Below are 17131 nucleotides of genomic sequence, written 5' to 3'. Positions count from 1 at the left end.
ATCAGTGGTCTCCCTCTTCCTCGGACGCCTCGGTCCCCGCGCCCGTGCCGGGCAGGTTCTGGAGGCGGTCGTACGCGTCGTCGATGTCACCGGTCTGACCGGCGTCACGCAGCGAGTCGAGGTAGTCCTCGTACTCGGCCTCGCTCACGACCTCCACGTTGAACAGCATCATCGAGTGGTACTCGCCGCACAGCTCCGCGCACTTGCCGGCGTACGTACCCTCGCGCGTCGGGGTGAACGACCAGTAGTTGTCCTTCCCGATGTACATGTCCTTCTTGTAGAGGAAGTCGATGATCCAGAAGGAGTGGATGACGTCGCGCGACTGAAGCTTGATCTTCACCGACTGGTCGACCGGCAGCACGAGCGTCGGAAGCTCGCTGATGACGTCGCCGCGCTCATCCGTCTGCGCCTGCACGCCCATGGACCACACGGTCTCGTCGTCGGTCTCGCCGTTGTACTGGAAGTCCCACGACCACTGCTTGCCGATGGCCGTGATCTCGACATCCGGGTCCTCGTACTGCGTCTCGAGGATCGCCTGGTCGCGGGCGGTGAAGGCGAAGAAGCCCACCACGAGGATCAGCGGCACGATCGTGTAGAAGATCTCGATCGGCATGTTGTACCGCAGCTGGACGGGCAGGCCCATCTGGCCCTTGCGACGCCGGTAGGCGATCGCGGCCCAGCCCATGAGACCCCACGTGATGACGCCCACGGCGAGCAGCACGATCCACGAGTTGACCCACAGCCCCGAGACCATCTCGGTCTTGTCGGTGGCCGCGGGACCGTCCTCGACGAAGCCCGGGAGGAACCCGTTGAGCTCGGTCGGGGTGCATCCGGCAAGGACTGCTGCCGTTGCGATCCCGAGGGGAAGAACGGCCCAGCGGATACGGCGTTTCGAAGGCACGGTGCACCTTTCCGGATCGCGAACAGGACTCCAGTCAGTCTAGGGCAAGCGCCCAGGCGATTCAGGCCAAGCGCCCAGCTTGGATCGTGTCACGAAGACGGAAAACGGCGGGCCCGGGCGCTATTCGAAGCGCCCGGGCCCGCCGGAAAGTGCTCGGATCGTTAGCGACCCTGCGAGGACCCGCTCAGTGGAAGCTGTCGCCGCACGCGCAGCTGCCCGCGGCGTTCGGGTTGTCGATCGTGAAGCCCTGCTCCGAGATGGTGTCCTTGAAGTCGATCGTCGCGCCGTCGAGGTACGGGACGCTCATGTCGTCGACGATGACCTCGACGCCGGCGAAGTCGACGGTCTTGTCTCCGTCGAGGTAGCGCTCGTCGAAGTACAGCTGGTAGATCAGGCCGCTGCATCCGCCCGGCTGCACGGCCACGCGGAGGCGCAGATCGTCGCGGCCCTCCTGCTCGAGCAGGTTCTTGACCTTGAGCGCGGCGGCATCGGTCAGCAGCACGCCGTGCTCGCGCACGGTCTGGTCAGTCGTCAGTGCGGTGTCGGTCATGGCACTCCTCCGGACGGGCCGCCCGGTTCGATCGAACCCACTGCGGGCGGCGGGATGCCTCGATTGTACGCGCGCCCGCAGGGAGGAGGCTCCGAGACCGGCGTGTCTAGGAGGTCGCCGTGCGTGCGTCGAGCTTCTCGAGCAGCAGCGCCTCGGACACCACGGCGTTGCGGAACGTCTCGAGGTGCAGCGACTCGTTGGGGCTGTGCGCCTTGGCGTGCGGGTCCTCGACGCCGGTGACGAGGATCTGCGCGCCAGGGAACTCGCGCACGAGATCCGCGATGAACGGGATCGAACCGCCCACGCCGATGTCGACGGATTCCACGCCGTATCCCTCGTGAAGGGCCTCGCGCGCGGCCGCCACCGCCCAGCCGGACGTGTCGACGAGGAACGCGTCGCCGAAGTCGTGGTCGCGGAACTCGAGGTGCGCGCCGAACGGCGCGTGCGCACGCAGGTGCTCCTCGATCGCGGCGTACGCGTCGCGTGCGCTCTGCCCCGGGGCGATGCGCGCGCTGATGACGACCGAGACCTCGGGGCTGAGGGTGTTGGACGCGTTGACCACGCTCGGCGCGTCGATGCCGGTCACGGTGATGGACGGCTTGTTCCAGATGCGGCTGAGGATCGTGCCCCGGCCGATCGGCGACACGCCCGCCGGCAGGCCGGCCTCGTCGCGCAGCGTCTCCTCGCTGTACGGCGGGGTGTCGGCATCCCGCTCGGTCAGGCCTGCGACCGCGACCGCGCCGTCGTCGTCCCACAGCGTCGAGAGCAGCTTCACCGTCGCCATCATGGCGTCCGGCACCGCTCCCCCGAACATGCCGGAGTGGGATGCGTGCTCGAGCGTCTTCACGCGCATGGTGAAGCGCGTGTTGCCACGCAGCGACACCGTGAGCGCCGGGGTCTTCGAGTCCCAGTTGCCCGAGTCGGCCACCACGATCACGTCGGCGCGCAAGGCGTCGGCGTTGTCGGAGAGGAACTGCGCGAACGACCGCGAGCCCGCTTCCTCCTCGCCTTCGAAGAACAGGGCGACGCCGAGGTCGAAGTCCTCGCCGACCGCCTCCTTGAGAGCCCGCAGGGCGGCGATGTGCGCCATGATGCCGGCCTTGTCGTCCGCCGCGCCGCGGCCATAGAGCCGCCCGCCGCGCACCGTGGGCTCGAACGGAGTGGACTCCCACAGCGCCTCGTCGCCGGCCGGCTGGACGTCGTGGTGCGCGTACAGCAGGATCGTGGGGCGGCCGTTGCGTGCGGCGCGGGTCGCGAGCACCGCCGGGCTGCCCTGCTCCGTCGTGCCGGGGATCGCCGCGCTGCGGATCTCGACGGTCTCGAACAGCCCTGTTGCCCGCACGAGCTCTGCCCCGGCCTCCGCGCTGCGCTGCACCTCCGCGGCGTCGAAGCCGGGGAAGGCGACGGACGGGATGCGCACGAGGGCGCCCAGATCGGCCAGTGCAGTGGGGATGCCGGAGGCCGCGGCTTCGCGCACGGCGTCCTGTCGAGAGAGCTCGGAGGTCATGCGGGTAATCTTAAGGGCACCCCATCTCCCGTCCCGAGGATCACCGTGGCCAAGACACCTGCAGCTGAATCGTCCAACGACGCATCGTCCGAGGGCACCGTGCTGAACGGCGTCCCCACCGGCAAGGGACGGGCGACCCCGACACGCGCCGAACGCGAGGCCGCGCGCAAGCGCCCGCTCGTGCCCGACACCAAGGAGGCGAAGGCCCGCGCCCGCGCCGACCTCGCCGCCCAGCGCGAGAAGGCCCGCGTCGGCATGGCGAGCGGCGACCCGCGCTACCTCCCCGCGCGCGACCAGGGGCCGCAGCGCAAGTTCGTGCGCGACTGGGTCGACGCCGGCTGGCACCTCGGTGAGGCGGTCATGCCCGCGATGGTCCTCGTGATCCTCGCGACCTTCATCCCCCTGCCCGCGATCCAGTACTACGCCTTCATCGGCCTGTGGATCTTCATCTTCTTCGTGATCGGCGACATGGTGATCACGTCGATCACGGTCAAGCGCGCGGTCAAGCGCAAGTTCGGCGAGGGCAAGGTCGAGAAGGGGCTCGGCTGGTACGCCGCGATGCGGACGGTGCAGATGCGCTTCCTGCGCCTGCCCAAGCCGCAGGTCAAGCGCGGCCAGAAGCCCGCCTGACCTCGTCTCTCCGCCACCGGACCCCGCGCGGCCGAAGAGTCAGCGCGTGCGGGAGAGGCCGCGGTTGATCTGGCGCGCCCACAGCGGCCCGCGGTAGAGGAAACCGGTGTAGCCCTGCACCAGGGTGGCACCGGCATCCAGCCGCTCCCGCACATCGGCTGCCGTGTCGACGCCGCCGACCGAGATCACGCAGAACTCCGACGGCACGGTCGTACGCACGAGCCGCAGCACCTCCAGCGACCGCTCCTTCAGCGGCGCCCCCGAGAGCCCGCCGTCGCCCGCCGCCGCGATCGTCGCCGCATCGGTGACCAGCCGCTCGCGCGAGATCGTCGTATTCGTCGCGATGAGGCCCGCGAGTCCGAGCTCCACGGCGAGGTCCGCGATCGCGACGATCTCGTCGTCGGGCAGATCCGGCGCGATCTTCACGAGCAGCGGCGTCGCGCCCGCGGTGTCGCGGACAGCCTCGAGCAGCGGCCGCAGTGTCTCGACCGCCTGAAGACCGCGGAGTCCCGGGGTGTTCGGCGACGACACATTCACCACGAGGTAGTCGGCCAGCGGCGCCAGCAGCGTCGCGCTGCGCACGTAGTCCGCCGTCGCGTCGGCGACGTCGACGACGCGGCTCTTGCCGATGTTCACGCCGAGCACCGCTCGCCGCGACCGGCGGCGCAGCCTGCGCAGCCTGGTGGCTGCCGCTTCGGCGCCGCGGTTGTTGAAGCCCATGCGGTTGATCACCGCGCGGTCGGGGATGAGGCGGAACAGGCGTGGGCGGGGATTGCCGTCCTGCGGGATCGCGGTGAGGGTCCCCACTTCGACGTGCCCGAACCCGAGCGCATGGAGTCCGGCGGCACCCTTGACGTCCTTGTCGAACCCTGCCGCGACACCGAACGGCGACTCGAACGTGAGCCCCAGCGCAGAGGTGCGCAGCTCCGGCGCCGGCCGGGTGACCGCACGCGCGGCCCACGAGAAGGGCCGGATCCCGAGCACCCGGATCACCACCATCCCCAGATGGTGCGCAGACTCGGGGTCCATGCGCGACAGCACGGTGCGGAAGAGAAGCGGGTACATCAGGCGTCGGCGGGTTCCGGCGCGTCAGCGGCGCGGTCCGCGTGGTCGGCGCGCAGCTGCTCGATGGCGGCCTCGAAGTCCTCCAGCGAGTCGAACGCCTGGTAGACGCTGGCGAACCGCAGATAGGCGACCTCGTCGAGGTCGCGCAGCGGGCCGAGGATCGCCAGCCCGATCTCGTTGGCGTCCAGCTGCGACGCGCCGGTCTGGCGGATGCTCTCCTCGACCGTCTGCGCGAGCACTGCGAGGTCGGCCTCGGTCACCGGGCGTCCCTGGCACGCCTTGCGCACGCCCGAGATGACCTTCTCGCGGCTGAAAGGCTCGATCACGCCGGAGCGCTTGATGACGTTGAGGCTCGCGGTCTCGACGGTGGTGAAGCGTCCGCCGCATTGCGGGCACTGACGACGGCGACGGATGCTGAGTCCGTCGTCGCTCGTACGGGAATCGATGACGCGCGAATCGGCGTGACGGCAGAAGGGGCAATGCATGGCAGTGACAGCCTACGACGGGAACCGGGTCGATCAGTCCTGGAACCGGGCCGTGATGGCCTCGCCGTGCGCGGGCAGCGCCTCGGCCTCGGCGAGGGTGACGATGGCGTCGCGGACGACGCCGAGGGCGTCACGGTCGTACTCGATCACCTGCTGCGGGCGCAGGAACGTCGCCGCCGACAGCCCGGCCGCGTAGCGCGCCTGGCCGCCGGTGGGCAGGACGTGATTGCTGCCCGCGAGGTAGTCCCCCAGACTGACCGGCGAGTGCGCCCCGACGAAGACGGCGCCCGCGTGTACGAAGTCCTCCGGGCGCGGATCGACGAGGTGCAGCTCCAGGTGCTCAGGAGCGTAGGCGTTGCTGAACGCGGTCGCGGCGGGCACGTCGTCGACGAGCACGATCGCGGACTGCGGTCCCGAGAGGGCGGCCGCGACGCGCTCGGCGTGCCGCGTGGCGGCGGCGCGTGCCACGACCTCGTCACGCACGCGTGCGGCGAGACGCTCCGACGTCGTCACCAGGACCGCGGACGCCTGCTCATCGTGCTCCGCCTGGCTGATGAGGTCGACGGCGACGAGCCGTGCGTCGGCGCTGTCGTCGGCGACCACGAGGATCTCGGTGGCGCCGGCCTCGGCATCCGTCCCCACGAGTCCCGCCACGGCGCGCTTGGCGGCCGCGACGAAGTTGTTGCCAGGACCGGTCACGACATCGACCGGAGCGAGGCCGAGCCCGGCGACGCCGTGCGCGAGGGCGCCGATGGCTCCGGCGCCTCCCATCGCGTACACCTCGGTCACGCCGAGCAGCTTCGCGGCGCCCAGGATCACCGGGTGCACGCGGCCGCCGAACTCACGCTGCGGCGGCGAGGCCAGAGCGATCTCGGACACGCCGGCGACCTGCGCGGGCACGACGTTCATGACGACGCTCGACGGGTAGACCGCCTTGCCGCCCGGAACGTAGAGGCCGACACGGCGCACCGGCTGCCAACGCTGCACGACCCGGGCTCCGGGGCCGAGCTCGGTGACGGCGGCCGCGGGGACCTGTGCGACGGATGCCGCCCGCACGCGCTCGATCGCCTGCTCGAGCGCGCTGCGCACGGCGGGGTCGAGAGCCCCGAGCGCCTCATCGAGGTGCGCGACGGGAACCCGCACCTCGTGGCCGCTCACGCCGTCGAAACGCTCGGCCTGCTCGCGCAGTGCCGTCTCTCCGCGTGCGGCGACGTCGTCGACGATGTGCGCGGCCGTCGTGAGCGCTTCTTGCCGTGCAGTCGTGGCGCGGGGAACGGTCGCGAGCAGCTCGGCAGGTGTGAGCGCGCGCCCCCGCAGATCGATCGTCCGGAGCATCCGTCTACGGTATCGCGGGCGGGAGGAGGACTAGCCTCGCGTGACGCCGGAGACGTCGTGCAGGTAGCCGATGCGGCCGTCCTCGTGGCGGACGACGAACGTGTCGCCGCGGTCCTCGATCACCAGCGCCCATGCCGTCGGGCCGACGCGGAACACGGGGATGCCGATCTCGTCGACCACGTCGCGCTCCTCGGGCACGAGCGCCCAGAACGCCTGATGCTGCGTGGTCGACGCTGCGGGCTGCTGCTCGAACGCCGTGGTCTCGGCCGTGGGCTCGAACGACGTGGTCGACGCGGCGGGCTCGAACGACGTGGTCTCGTCGGTGGGCTCGGACGCTGCCGCGGAGTCGCTCCGCGGAGTCGCGTCGGAGCGGTCGGTCGGTGCCGGCGCCGCGGCGGGTTCGGCCGCGAGGGATTCGGCGTACGGAGCGCCGGCGGTCGGCGTCGCCGCGCCCGCGGCGGTGTAGTCGGTGTACGCGGGCGCCGTGTCGGGTCGGGGAAGCGGCGCGGGGCGCGGGACGACCGGTCGCACCGGTCGTGCGTTGCGGTGGGCGACGACCTCGGGACGTCCGCGGAAGTCCTGCGCGAACGGCGGGATCACGGGCGCGAACACCGTGAACGCGACTCCGGCGAGCATCAGGAAGAACTCCACCCATACGACCCACGTGCCGGGGAAGAACCGGTCGCCGGCGAGCGTGATGAAGCTGTTCCAGATCGTCGTCAGCCACAGCACCGTCGAGACCGAGAAGGCGACCGACGCGAACTGGTCGATGCCGAGCGAGCCCACACGGCGGATGCCCTCAGGAGACAGCCGTCGCAGGACGATCAGGAAGACTGCGACGGTGGGCAACCCGATGGTCAGCACCCAGTCGATGCCGTTGCTCCACACCGAGGGGCCGCGCCCGATCTCGCCGAAGACGGGGAAGAACGACACGACGAACGCGACGAGCCACGTGCCGACGAGGGCGACCTCCCGGATCGAGAACGGACCGACCCCGTACTGCGGCGGCTCCTCGATCGAGGTCTCCTCCGCGTCGATGTTCTCATTCCGCTGCTCGTCCGTCACGATCGTCCCTTCCGGCGGACCTGCAAGGCCCGCGTCGTCCTGAATACTACTCACGGCGCATGAGATGCCGATGAGACCACTCGGCCGTCAGCACGCCTTGCGCATGGCCGCGCCGCCTGTCAGCCGAGGCACTGAGGCCCGAGCAGGCCCTTGAGCTCGCCGTACAGATCCGGCGTGATCCGCACCGTGTGCGGCACCTCGAACACCTTCGCGACGGTGCCGCTGTGCAGCTTCACCGTCACCTCGGTGTCGCCCTTGTGCCGCTGCAGCATCTGCAGTAGCTCGCCCACGACCGCCTCGTTCGCGCGACGCTCGGGCATGAGCAGCACGAGGCTCGAGGCGTCGTCCATCGTGCCCAGGTCGGGACTGAACGCGGACTGCGCGTGCAGATTCATCCCGTCGTCGCGCCGCGACACACGGCCGCGCACCACGAGGATCGAGTCGGCCTGCAGCATGGGCGAGAACTCGGTATAGGTCTTGCCCATGAACATGACCGTGATCTCGCCGTCGAAGTCTTCGACCGTGATCATGCCGTACGGGTTGCCGCTCTGCTTGGCGACGCGGTGCTGAACGCTCGTCACGAGGCCGGCGATCGTGACCTGCTCGCCGTCCTGGATGTCCTCGCTCGCGAGCAGATCGTGGATGCTCGTCGAGGCATGCTTGGCGAGCGGGATCTCGAGGCCCGCGAGCGGATGGTCCGACACGTAAAGACCGAGCATCTCGCGCTCGAACGCCAGCTTGTCCTTCTTCGTCCACTCGGGACGCGCCGGAACCTTCGGCGGGGCGGCCTCCTCGACGGCGTCGTAGAGACTGTCGAAGTCGAAGCCGATGGCCCCCTGCGCCTCGTTGCGCTTGCGATCGACGGCAGCCTCGGTGGCGTCCTCGTGGATCTCCATGAGCGCGCGCCGGGTGTCGCCCATGGAGTCGAAGGCGCCCGCCTTGATGAGGGATTCGATGGTGCGCTTGTTCGCGACATGCATCGGCACCTTGCCCAGGAAGTCGTGGAACGACGTGAAGTTCGCGTCCTTGCGCGCCTCGACGATCCCGTCGACGACGTTCGCGCCGACGTTGCGGACGGCGCCGAGGCCGAACCGGATGTCTTCGCCGACCGCGGCGAAGTACCTGATCGACTCGCCCACGTCGGGCGGAAGGACCCGGATCCCCATGCGGCGGCACTCGTTGAGGTAGACCGCCATCTTGTCCTTGGAATCGCCCACGCTCGTCAGCAGCGCGGCCATGTACTCGGCCGGGTAGTGGGCCTTCAGGTACGCGGTCCAGTACGACACCAGACCGTACGCCGCCGAGTGCGCCTTGTTGAAGGCGTAGTCCGAGAACGGGAGCAGGATGTCCCACAGCGCCTTGATCGCGCCGTCGCTGAACCCGCGTTCCTTCATGCCGCCCGAGAAGCCCTCGTACTGCTTGTCGAGCTCGGACTTCTTCTTCTTGCCCATCGCACGACGGAGGATGTCGGCCTGTCCGAGCGAGAAGCCGGCGACCTTCTGCGCGATCGCCATGACCTGCTCCTGATAGATGATCAGGCCGTAGCTCGTGTCGAGGATGTCTTTGAGCGGCTCCTCGAGCTCAGGGTGGATCGGCGTGATCTCCTGCTGCCCGTTCTTGCGGAGCGCGTAGTTGATGTGGGAGTTGGCGCCCATCGGGCCCGGACGGTACAGCGCGATGACAGCGGAGATGTCTTCGAAGTTGTCGGGCTTCATCAGGCGCAGGAGCGACCGCATCGGCCCGCCGTCGAGCTGGAAGACGCCGAGCGTGTCACCCCGTGTCAGCAGCTCGTAGGCGGCGCGATCGGTGAGCTCGAGGTGCTCGAGGTCGAGCTCCTCCCCCCTGTTCATCCGGATGTTGTCGAGCGCGTCCGAGATGATCGTGAGGTTGCGGAGCCCCAGGAAGTCCATCTTGATGAGGCCGAGCGCCTCACACGACGGGTAGTCGAACTGCGTGACGATCTGGCCGTCCTGCTCGCGCCGCATGATGGGGATGATGTCGAGCAGGGGCTCGCTCGACATGATGACGCCCGCCGCGTGCACGCCCCACTGACGCTTGAGTCCTTCGAGCCCGAGCGCGCGGTCGAAGACGGTCTTCGCCTCGGGGTCGGTGTCGATGAGGGCGCGGAACTCGCTGGCCTCCTTGAACCGGGGATGCTGCGAGTCGAACATGCCGCTGAGGGGCATGTCCTTGCCCATCACCGCCGGCGGCATCGCCTTCGTGAGTCGCTCGCCCATGCTGAAGGGGAAGCCGAGAACGCGTCCCGCGTCCTTCAGCGCCTGCTTCGACTTGATCGTGCCGTACGTGACGATCTGCGCGACCCGCTCGGATCCGTACTTCTCCGTGACGTAGTCGATCACCTCGCCGCGGCGGCGGTCGTCGAAGTCGACGTCGAAGTCGGGCATCGAGACGCGGTCGGGGTTGAGGAAGCGCTCGAAGATGAGGCCGTGCTCGAGCGGGTCGAGGTCGGTGATGCGCATCGCGTACGCGACCATCGATCCGGCGCCCGACCCGCGGCCCGGACCGACGCGGATGCCGTTGTCCTTCGCCCAGTTGATGAAGTCGGCGACGACGAGGAAGTAGCCGGGGAATCCCATCTGGAGGATGATGCCGGTCTCGTACTCGGCCTGCTTGCGCACCTTGTCGGGGATGCCACCCGGGTACCGGTAGTGCAGCCCGGCCTCCACCTCCTTGACGAGCCAGCTGTCTTCGGTCTCGCCCTCGGGAACGGGGAAGCGCGGCATGTAGTTCGCGCTGGTGTTGAATTCGACCTCGCAGCGCTCGGCGATGAGGAGCGTGTTGTCGCACGCCTCGGGATGGTCCCGGAAGATCTGGCGCATCTCCTGCGCCGTCTTGACGTAGTAGCCGTCGCCGTCGAACTTGAAGCGGTTCGGGTCGTCGAGCGTCGAACCGGACTGCACGCACAGCAGCGCCGCGTGTGCGTCGGCTTCGTGCTGGTGCGTGTAGTGCGAGTCGTTGGTCGCGACGAGCGGGATGTCGAGGTCCTTAGCGAGGCGGAGGAGGTCCGTCATGACGCGACGCTCGATCGAGAGGCCGTGATCCATGATCTCGGCGAAGTAGTTCTCCTTGCCGAAGATGTCCTGGAACTCGGCCGCGGCCGCGCGCGCGGCGTCGTACTGGCCCAGACGCAGGCGGGTCTGGACTTCGCCCGACGGACACCCGGTCGTCGCGATGAGGCCCTTGCTGTAGGTCTCGAGCAGCTCGCGGTCCATCCGCGGCTTGAAGTAGTAGCCCTCGATACTCGACAGCGAGCTGAGCCGGAAGAGATTGTGCATCCCCTCCGTGCTCTGGCTCCACATGGTCATATGGGTGTACGCGCCCGAGCCGGAGACGTCGTCGCTCTTCTGCTCGGGCGTCCCCCACGCGACGCGGGACTTGTCGCTGCGGTGCGTGCCCGGTGTGACGTAGGCCTCGAGCCCGATGATCGGCTTGACCCCGGCGGCCTTGGCCGCGTTGTAGAACTCGAACGCCGCGAACGTGTTGCCGTGATCGGTGACGGCGATCGCCGGCATGCCGTAATCAGCTGCGGCCTGCGTCATCGCCCCGATCTTCGCGGCCCCGTCGAGCATGGAGTACTCGCTGTGCACGTGCAGATGAACGAAGGAGTCGGATGCCACGTCCTCGAGTCTAAGGAGCACCGCGGACACCACCGGCGGTTCCCGCGGGTGTCGCCGGGAAGGAGGCTCAGGTCGCCTCACGTTCCACGTGAAGGTCATGTCCACTCGATGCGATGGCGCCGGGCGGATCCTCCGCCCGGCGCCGTGATCGCGCGATCGGTCAGCCCTGTGGGAGCGTCACGCTGTCCGGGATCGCGTCGACGATCGACACGACGACCCTGCTCGACCACGTGTCGTCGTCGAGGGTGCCCCGGCCGACCATGAGCCCGGTCGTGGTGTCGATGTCGACGGTCTCCATCCAGTTGCTCTCTCCCCCGTCGGGAACGGCCACCGTGGTGACGTCGCCGTCCACGGCGACCACGCGGGCACCGTCCATCAGGGCGAGCGCACGGAACATCGCGGCGCGCAGATCCGGCGGCGCAAGGTTGAAGTCGGTCGGCTCGGTGAGCCGCGGCGGCGGACAGTCCGAGAGGTACTCGTGGTCGTAGGCGTCGATCCACGCGACGAGCTCCTCCGCGTCGCGAGGCATCTCGTCGTAGTAGCACGCCAGCCCGTTCACCGAGAACGTCACCACGTCGTCGGGGTCCACTCCCTCCGCCCCGACGCCGGTGACCGTGTACATCCCGCCCGGGTACACCTCGACGCTGTTGCGAGGGCCGATATCGGCGAGATCGACGTCGACGGTCCCGGCATCCGGTCCCGAGATCTCGAGGACCTCCTGGGACTCGCTGTATTCACGCACCCATACGCCCGATCGGTCGGCGGGAACGTACAGCGATCTGGCCAGCTCCACGGTGGCCTCGGTCTCGCCGTGCCCCGGTGACCACCATCCCTCCGGCCGGTCGGGGCTGACGTTCCATCCGACCTGGAGCCGCTCGATCTCCTGGATCCGGATGTACTGCCCGGGAGCGGCGCTGACCGCTCGGGTGGTCAGAGTCGCCTCGGCCGCCCGTTCCAGCACCTGCGCCGCCGATGCGGTCGGCGCCGACGCAGGCACCGCGACGAACCCGACGACGAGCGCCGCAGCGGCGAGCCCGCCTGCCAGCGCGGAGCCGCCGATCCAGCGGACCCTGCGGTGGCGGGAGCGCGAGGCTCCCGCACGCTCGGCTCGCGCGATCTCGCGCAGCAGCGCGTGGCGGGCGTCGTCGAGCCCGCGTGCGCTCACCGCCCGGGTGTCTGCACCGATCTCACGCACTCGTTCCATAAGCTCCATCGGTCTCCTCCTTCGCGATCCATGTGAGCCGGACAGCAGCGTGCGAACCCGGCGGCGCGAGTTTGCGCCTGACGCGGTTCAGGCGCGAGCGCACCGTCCCGACGGGAACGCCGAGGGCGACGGCGATCTCGTCGTACGTCAGGTCGCCCCACGCGTACAGCAGCAGCGTCTCGCGGTCGCGAGCGGCCAGCGCCGCGATGCGAGGAGCCAGCGCGCGCACGGCTGCCGAGGCATCCGTCCGATCGGCCGCCGCCTCGATCGCACCGTCGCTGGAGTGGTCGACGCGCGCGGCGGTCGCCTCGAACGACCGCCACTGACGTGCCTCGTCGGCACGGTGCTTCTTGATCACGCGCGACGCGATGCCCAGCAGCCACGGCTTGGCCGATTCCCACGACGTGTCGAAGTCGCGCCGGCGCCGGAACGCCACGAGCATCGTGTCGCTCAGCACGTCCTCGGCGGCGTCGGACCCGACACGCCGGGCCGCGAACGCGGCGATCACCCGGGCGTGCCGATCGAACAGCTCCGCGAAGACGGAAGGCGCGTCGAGGGAACGGCGGATGATCTCGCTGTCTGTGCTCACACAGAGTATTGCCGGATGCCGTGCGTCCGGTTCACTCGAATTCAGAAGTCCTCGTCGAGGGCGTACTGCTGCTGCCACGTGTGCGGACGGTCGATGCCGAGCCCGTACAGGTAGCGGATGAGCTGACCCTGATGCTGCGTCTCGTGCTCGAGAAGGGCGAGCACGTAACGCAGCGAGTCCTCATCGGCCGCCTCGATCCCGGCGACCCACGCGTCGACGTCGGCGGCGGTCTGCGCGAACGCGCTGCGCAGAGTCGCGGCATCCGCCGTCCCGTCCCGGTCGACCGGGCTCGTGAAGCCCTGCCACTCCCCTGCGCGTGCGGCTTTGGGGAAGCTCTCGCGGGCACCGAGCACGCACCACAGCTGGTGCCCGATCGTGTCGGACGGCAGATCGCGCAGGTGCGAGCCGAGGTGCTCGGGCGGGAGGGTGTCGAGCAAGTCCAGGTAGAGCGTGTTCGACCGTTCGAGGCGTCGCTGCAGGAGGTGGTTCACGCGTCCACGCTAGAGGTCGCGCCGCATGAGCACACGAGGAAACCCCGACAGCACCGATTCGGTGCCGGCGGCCTTCACGAAGCCCGCCTGCTCGAAGAGGCGGCGCGTGCCGACGTATGCCATCGTGAGGTCGACACGGGCCTCGCCGTTGTCGACGGGGTAGCCCTCGATCGCCGGCGCTCCCTGTTCCTTCGCGAATGAGACCGCGCCCTCGATCAGCGCGTGCATGATGCCCTTCTTGCGATGGCCGGGCCGGACGCGGAAGCACCACAGCGACCACACGTCGACGTCGTCGACGTGCGGGATCTTGCGGAACGTCGCGAAATGCGTGCGGGAGCGCGGCGCGACCGCGGCCCAGCCGACGACGACGTCGCCGTCGTATGCCAGCACGCCGATCGGGCCCTCTTCGTCCATGAGCCGGCGCACGCGCTCGGCGCGTTCGGGGCCGCGCAGCGCCGTCGCCTCCTTCGAGGGGATCCGGTAGCTGAGGCAGAAGCACACGCTGGACTCGGGATTCTTCGGGCCGAGGACGGTCGCGACATCCTCGAACACGGTCGCCGGCCTCACCTCGATCGTCACGTCACCCATCGTGGACCACGGCTCCGACATCCTCCACGCTCCGCGCATAGGGTTGGGCCATGCCGACCCCCGACTTCGTCCTCGACCTCCGGCGCCGGATCGGCACGGACCCGCTGCCGCTCGTCGGTGTGACGTCCGTGGTGATCGACGACGGCCGCGTGCTGCTGGGTCGGCGCAGCGACAACGGTGCGCTCACGCCGATCACCGGCATCGTCGATCCGGGTGAGGAGCCTGCCGACGCCGCCGTACGCGAGACGTACGAGGAGGCGGGCATCGTGTGCCGCGTCGAGCGGCTCGCGTGGGTGCACCAGCTCCCGCGCGTCGTGTACGCGCACGGGGACCAGGTCGACTATCTCGACCTGGTGTTCCGGTGCAGCTGGGTGTCGGGCGAGCCGCACCCCGTCGACGGCGAGATGACGGAGGTCGGCTGGTACGACCTCGAGGACCTGCCCGACCTCGAGCTGTCCGACATGCACCGCCGCATCGAGCTCGCCCGCACCGACGGTGCGGCGAGGTTCGAAGGCGGCCGCTGAGACGCAGGGCTCAGTCGCCGCGCAGCACCTCGAGGGCGTGCGCCAGGTCGGGCGGGTACTCGGAGGTGAACGTCACCCAGTCCCCCGTCGCGGGGTGCGCGAACGACAGTTCGTGGGCGTGGAGCCACTGGCGGGTCAGCCCCAGCCTGGCCGACAGGGTCGGATCGGCGCCGTAGAGAGGGTCGCCGACGCACGGATGCCGGTGCGCGGCCATGTGCACGCGGATCTGGTGCGTCCGCCCGGTCTCGAGGTGGATCTCGAGCAGGGCCGCACCGGGGAACGCCTCGAGCGTCTCGTAGTGCGTGATCGAGTCCTTGCCGTCGGGTGTGACCGCGAACTTCCACGAGTGCGTGGGGTGACGTCCGATGGGCGCGTCGATCGTGCCGTCGAGCGGGTCCGGATGCCCCTGCACCACGGCGTGATAGATCTTGTCGACCTCGCGCTCCTTGAACGCGCGCTTGAGCACGGTGTAGGCGCGTTCGGTCTTGGCCACGACCATGAGCCCGCTCGTGCCGACGTCGAGCCGGTGGACGACTCCCTGCCGCTCGGCCGCCCCCGTCGTCGCGATCCGAAAGCCGGCCGCGGCCAGCGCGCCGAGCACCGTCGGCCCGTCCCATCCGAGGGAGGGGTGCGCGGCGACACCCGCCGGCTTGTCGACCACGACGATGTCGTCGTCGTCGTACGCGATTCCGAGGTCGGGAACGGCCATCGGCACGACCCGCGGCTCCTCCTTCGGCGCCCACGACACGTCGAGCCATGCGCCGCCGCGGAGCTTGTCGGACTTCGCGAGGGTGCGCCCGTCCATCGCGACCCCGCCGGCCTCGGCGACCTCGGCCGCGAACGTGCGGGAGAACCCGAGCATCTTCGCCAGCGCTGCGTCGACGCGGGTGCCGTCGAGTCCGTCCGGCACGGGCAGGCTGCGGGACTCCACGTCAGTCCTCGAGGGTCGTCTGCGGGGAGTCGGATGCCGCGGCATCCGTCTGCGCGTCCCGCGCACGCGCTTCGCGCGACCCGTCGAGGTGCAGGCCCACGAGGACGAGGATCGCGACCCCGATCATCATCGAGACGATGAAGATGTCGGCGACGTTGTAGATCGCGGGCGACATGCCCGGGAAGAACCACAGCCACGGCGTGTTGATGAAGTCGATCACGTGCCCGATGGCGAAGCCGGGCTCGCGGAAGAGCCGGTCGGTGAGATTGCCGAGCACTCCGCCGAGGAGGAGCCCGAGCGCGACTGCCCAGAGGCGGGAGCGGACGCGGGTGGCGGCGAGCCAGCCGATGACGACGGCGACGGCGGCGAGGGCGATCGTGAAGATCCAGGTGACCCCTTCGCCGAGGGAGAAGGCGGCACCGGGATTCTTGGTGAGGTACAGGATCAGGAAGTCGCCGAGGACGGGCACCGGCTCCTGATACGGGAGGTTCTGGAGTGCGAGGTACTTGGTGAACTGGTCGGCGGCCAGCACCAGCACCGCGAGGATCGCGATGATGGTGCCGGCCGCCGCCTGACGAAGGGGGGGTCGGCCTGTCAAAGGCTCGGCCTAGAGACCGATGGCCGAGACCGGCTGCGCACCCGAGGAGGTCGCGGTGGTCTCGAGGTCGCGGAGCTTGCCCTCGATGTAGCTGCGCAGCTGCGCGCGGTAGTCGCGCTCGAAGTTGCGCAGCTCCGAGATGCGGCTCTCGAGCGACGAGCGCTCACGGTCGAGCTTGGCCAGCTCCTCGCGTCCGCGCGTCTCGGCCTCCGAGACGATCGAGGCGGCCTGCGCCTTGGCGTCGGCGATGAGCTGGTCGCGCTGGGCGATGCCCTCGGCGACGTGCTCGTCGTGCAGGCGCTGCGCGAGCTCGATGATGCCGGCGCTCGCGGCGGGGGCGGCACCGGCGGGCGCCTCGGCGACCGGCGCGGGAGCGGGCGCGGCTTCGACTGCGCGAGCGGGAGCAGCCCCCGACTCGTACGCCGCCAGCTTGGCCTTCAGCTCCTCGTTCTCGGCGAGGGCCTTGCGCCACTCCACGACGATCTCGTCGAGGAAGTCGTCGACCTCGTCGGGGTCGAAGCCCTCCTTGAACCGGACGTGCTGGAACTGCTTGGTGACGACGTCATCGGGGGTCAATGCCATGGTGATTCCTCTTTCGAGCGTCTGGTCGCTGGCCGATGTCGGTGCCGGCCGCTGGGCGTCCGGTCGTATCAGGCAAGCATAGCCGCGCGTTCCGGCAGTGTCGAAGGACGACGACCCGGTTCGACCTGTTCGCCCTGGATCCGGTCAGGCCGCGATCGCGCGCGTGACGCTGAGCAGGATGAAGCACAGCAGCATCGTCAGCGCGAAGCCGAAGTCGATCGCGATCGCGCCCACGCGCAGCGGCGGGATGAACCGGCGGAACAGCTTGATCGGCGGATCGGTGACGGTGTAGACGATCTCGGCGGCGACCAGTCCCGCGCCGCGCGGGCGCCATTCGCGGTTGAAGAACGGGATCCAGTCGAGGATCAACCGCGCCAGCAGTACGAAGACGTACAGCAGCAGCGCGAGGTTGAGGATCGATGCGATGAGTTGGACGACGGCCACGTAG

General features: G+C 69.4%; 18 protein-coding genes. 2 read left to right on the top strand and 16 right to left on the bottom strand.

The annotated features are described in order from the left end of the window. Window position 1 precedes the first annotated feature (1 nt). The 3 genes from ctaC to AC3ANN_RS07290 all read right to left on the bottom strand — a co-directional run bounded on the left by ctaC (window position 2) and on the right by AC3ANN_RS07290 (window position 2958). Window positions 2-901, bottom strand: a complete 900-nt coding sequence (gene ctaC / locus AC3ANN_RS07300; RefSeq protein ID WP_488340315.1) for an aa3-type cytochrome oxidase subunit II — start codon at window positions 899-901, stop codon at window positions 2-4. 184 nt (window positions 902-1085) lie between these two features. Further along, a complete protein-coding gene (gene erpA / locus AC3ANN_RS07295; protein ID WP_488340314.1) occupies window positions 1086-1451 on the bottom strand; it encodes an iron-sulfur cluster insertion protein ErpA in 366 nt (121 codons plus the stop codon). Window positions 1452-1557: 106 nt separating this feature from the next. Further along, window positions 1558-2958, bottom strand: a complete 1401-nt coding sequence (locus AC3ANN_RS07290) for a M20/M25/M40 family metallo-hydrolase (protein WP_488340313.1) — start codon at window positions 2956-2958, stop codon at window positions 1558-1560. Between the two features lie 45 nt (window positions 2959-3003). Here AC3ANN_RS07290 and AC3ANN_RS07285 point away from each other — a divergent pair, with 45 nt between their 5' ends. Then, entirely contained in the window at window positions 3004-3588 is a 585-nt protein-coding gene (locus AC3ANN_RS07285; protein WP_488340312.1) for a DUF3043 domain-containing protein, read from the top strand. Window positions 3589-3627: 39 nt separating this feature from the next. Here AC3ANN_RS07285 and AC3ANN_RS07280 read toward each other — a convergent pair whose 3' ends face one another. The 9 genes from AC3ANN_RS07280 to AC3ANN_RS07240 all read right to left on the bottom strand — a co-directional run bounded on the left by AC3ANN_RS07280 (window position 3628) and on the right by AC3ANN_RS07240 (window position 14039). Continuing rightward, window positions 3628-4653 carry a quinone-dependent dihydroorotate dehydrogenase gene (locus AC3ANN_RS07280; protein ID WP_488340311.1) on the bottom strand — a complete coding sequence of 342 codons (1026 nt, stop codon included), beginning with the start codon at window positions 4651-4653 and terminating at the stop codon, window positions 3628-3630. After that, window positions 4653-5138, bottom strand: a complete 486-nt coding sequence (gene nrdR, locus AC3ANN_RS07275) for a transcriptional regulator NrdR (RefSeq protein ID WP_488340310.1) — start codon at window positions 5136-5138, stop codon at window positions 4653-4655. Before nrdR ends, AC3ANN_RS07280 begins: the two co-directional genes overlap by 1 nt. Before the next feature lie 33 nt (window positions 5139-5171). Next, window positions 5172-6473: a histidinol dehydrogenase gene (hisD, locus tag AC3ANN_RS07270; protein ID WP_488340309.1), complete on the bottom strand. Its 1302-nt coding sequence runs from the start codon at window positions 6471-6473 to the stop codon at window positions 5172-5174. 30 nt (window positions 6474-6503) lie between these two features. Continuing rightward, window positions 6504-7538 (bottom strand): hypothetical protein, encoded by a 1035-nt coding sequence (locus tag AC3ANN_RS07265; protein WP_488340308.1) that lies wholly within the window; start codon window positions 7536-7538, stop codon window positions 6504-6506. A 119-nt stretch (window positions 7539-7657) separates the two neighbouring features. Continuing rightward, window positions 7658-11176, bottom strand: coding sequence for a DNA polymerase III subunit alpha (gene dnaE, locus AC3ANN_RS07260; protein WP_488340307.1), 3519 nt, complete (start codon window positions 11174-11176; stop codon window positions 7658-7660). A gap of 160 nt (window positions 11177-11336) precedes the next feature. Beyond that, window positions 11337-12389, bottom strand: coding sequence for a hypothetical protein (locus AC3ANN_RS07255; RefSeq protein ID WP_488340306.1), 1053 nt, complete (start codon window positions 12387-12389; stop codon window positions 11337-11339). Further along, window positions 12364-12969: an RNA polymerase sigma factor gene (locus tag AC3ANN_RS07250; protein WP_488340305.1), complete on the bottom strand. Its 606-nt coding sequence runs from the start codon at window positions 12967-12969 to the stop codon at window positions 12364-12366. Before AC3ANN_RS07250 ends, AC3ANN_RS07255 begins: the two co-directional genes overlap by 26 nt. A 41-nt stretch (window positions 12970-13010) precedes the next feature. After that, window positions 13011-13460 (bottom strand): hypothetical protein, encoded by a 450-nt coding sequence (locus AC3ANN_RS07245; protein WP_488340304.1) that lies wholly within the window; start codon window positions 13458-13460, stop codon window positions 13011-13013. 9 nt (window positions 13461-13469) lie between these two features. Continuing rightward, window positions 13470-14039, bottom strand: coding sequence for a GNAT family N-acetyltransferase (locus AC3ANN_RS07240; RefSeq protein ID WP_488340303.1), 570 nt, complete (start codon window positions 14037-14039; stop codon window positions 13470-13472). 59 nt (window positions 14040-14098) lie between these two features. On the opposite strand from AC3ANN_RS07240, the gene AC3ANN_RS07235 reads away from it, so the two are divergent. Then, window positions 14099-14572, top strand: coding sequence for an NUDIX hydrolase (locus AC3ANN_RS07235; protein WP_488340302.1), 474 nt, complete (start codon window positions 14099-14101; stop codon window positions 14570-14572). A 10-nt stretch (window positions 14573-14582) separates the two neighbouring features. Here the strand turns inward: AC3ANN_RS07235 and AC3ANN_RS07230 are convergent, their stop codons facing one another. From AC3ANN_RS07230 to AC3ANN_RS07215, 4 genes are all read right to left on the bottom strand, one after another. Continuing rightward, window positions 14583-15503 (bottom strand): RluA family pseudouridine synthase, encoded by a 921-nt coding sequence (locus AC3ANN_RS07230; RefSeq protein ID WP_488340301.1) that lies wholly within the window; start codon window positions 15501-15503, stop codon window positions 14583-14585. 1 nt (window position 15504) lies between these two features. After that, window positions 15505-16101 carry a signal peptidase II gene (gene lspA / locus AC3ANN_RS07225; protein ID WP_488340300.1) on the bottom strand — a complete coding sequence of 199 codons (597 nt, stop codon included), beginning with the start codon at window positions 16099-16101 and terminating at the stop codon, window positions 15505-15507. Between the two features lie 9 nt (window positions 16102-16110). Further along, window positions 16111-16683, bottom strand: a complete 573-nt coding sequence (locus AC3ANN_RS07220) for a DivIVA domain-containing protein (RefSeq protein ID WP_488340299.1) — start codon at window positions 16681-16683, stop codon at window positions 16111-16113. 144 nt (window positions 16684-16827) lie between these two features. Further along, on the bottom strand, window positions 16828-17127 hold the full coding sequence (locus tag AC3ANN_RS07215) for a YggT family protein (RefSeq protein ID WP_488340298.1): 300 nt from the start codon (window positions 17125-17127) through the stop codon (window positions 16828-16830). Window positions 17128-17131: the final 4 nt, after the last annotated feature.

Source organism: Microbacterium sp. STRO-2N, assembly GCF_057747775.1.
This window is presented reverse-complemented; position numbering and strand designations above follow the sequence as displayed.

Bases quoted from the DNA above. Each gene is read 5' to 3' on its own strand.
- AC3ANN_RS07280 (WP_488340311.1), bottom strand. From the start codon at position 4,653: ATGTACCCGCTTCTCTTCCGCACCGTGCTGTCGCGCATGGACCCCGAG.
- AC3ANN_RS07255 (WP_488340306.1), bottom strand. From the start codon at position 12,389: ATGGAGCTTATGGAACGAGTGCGTGAGATCGGTGCAGACACCCGGGCG.
- hisD (WP_488340309.1), bottom strand. From the start codon at position 6,473: ATGCTCCGGACGATCGATCTGCGGGGGCGCGCGCTCACACCTGCCGAG.
- AC3ANN_RS07290 (WP_488340313.1), bottom strand. From the start codon at position 2,958: ATGACCTCCGAGCTCTCTCGACAGGACGCCGTGCGCGAAGCCGCGGCC.
- AC3ANN_RS07235 (WP_488340302.1), top strand. From the start codon at position 14,099: ATGCCGACCCCCGACTTCGTCCTCGACCTCCGGCGCCGGATCGGCACG.
- AC3ANN_RS07220 (WP_488340299.1), bottom strand. From the start codon at position 16,683: ATGGCATTGACCCCCGATGACGTCGTCACCAAGCAGTTCCAGCACGTC.
- erpA (WP_488340314.1), bottom strand. From the start codon at position 1,451: ATGACCGACACCGCACTGACGACTGACCAGACCGTGCGCGAGCACGGC.
- nrdR (WP_488340310.1), bottom strand. From the start codon at position 5,138: ATGCATTGCCCCTTCTGCCGTCACGCCGATTCGCGCGTCATCGATTCC.